Genomic DNA, 1127 nt, shown 5'->3' with positions numbered 1-1127 from the left:
TGTGATGACCAGGCACGTTGGTCGAGATCGTGTGACGACACGATCTGATGTGTAGATGGGTGAAGACCTCCCGGTGTGGAGTGGAGCTATCTAGGAACCGCTTCACGACCAGGAGGTCTTCATGTCCCACGCTACCCATTCCAATGCGGCCCTGACGCCGCGCACCCGGCTGCGGCTGGCGCGTCTGATCATTGACCAGGGCTGGTCGCCGGCTCGAGCGGCCGAGCGTTACGACGTGTCGTGGAAGACCGCGAAGAAGTGGGCCGAGCGCTACCTCGCCGAGGGTCCCGACGGCATGGTTGATCGGTCATCGGCGCCGCACCGCCAACCGAACCGAACCCCGGCCCCGGTCGTCCGCAAGATCGTCCACCTGCGTTGGAAGCACCGCCTGGGTCCGGTCCAGATCGCTGACCGGCTCGGGATGCAGGCCTCGACCGTGCATGCCGTCTTGGTTCGCTGCCGGATCAGCCGACTCACCCACATTGACCGCGCCACGGGCGAGCCGATCCGCCGCTACGAACACGAAGCGCCCGGGGACCTGATCCACGTCGACGTCAAGAAGCTCGGCCGCGTCCCCGACGGCGGCGGGTGGCGCTACGTGGGTCGCCAGCAGGGCGAGAAGAACCGATCGGCGACCGTCGTGCGCACTGGTGCCCCGCGGAGCAAGCATCGCGACCCCCTCATCGGCACTTGCTACCTGCATACCGTGATCGATGACCACTCCCGTGTGGCCTACGTCGAGGCTCATGACGACGAGACCAAGGAGACCGCCGCTGCCGTGTTGCGCAACGCGGTCGCCTGGTTTGCCGAGCGAGGCGTCACGGTCCACCGCGTGCTCAGCGACAATGGCGGCTGTTACAGGTCGCACCTGTGGCGCGAGACCTGCGCCGATCTCGGCGTCACCCCGAAGCGGACCCGGCCGTACCGGCCGCAGACCAACGGCAAGGTCGAGCGGTTCCACCGCACCCTCGCCGAGGGGTGGGCCTTCAAGAAGTTCTACAACTCCGAGTCAGCCCGGCTCGCCGCTCTGCCAGCATGGATCCACGAGTACAACCACCACCGGCCCCACTCAGCGATCGGCAAGGCGACACCCATCACCAGGTTGGACAACCTGGCTGGACATCACA

General features: G+C 66.5%; 1 protein-coding gene. It reads left to right on the top strand.

Annotated features, from left to right (window positions below):
* Positions 1-121: 121 nt before the first annotated feature.
* Positions 122-1127: IS481 family transposase (locus tag OCU29_RS19735; protein ID WP_261821257.1), on the top strand; the 1006-nt coding region annotated here is incomplete at its 3' end.

Source organism: Nocardioides sp. OK12 (assembly GCF_024341885.1).
GTDB lineage: Bacteria > Actinomycetota > Actinomycetes > Propionibacteriales > Nocardioidaceae > Nocardioides > Nocardioides marinisabuli.
Note: the sequence above shows the minus strand (reverse complement) of the source record. Positions and strands in the feature narration are given on the sequence as shown.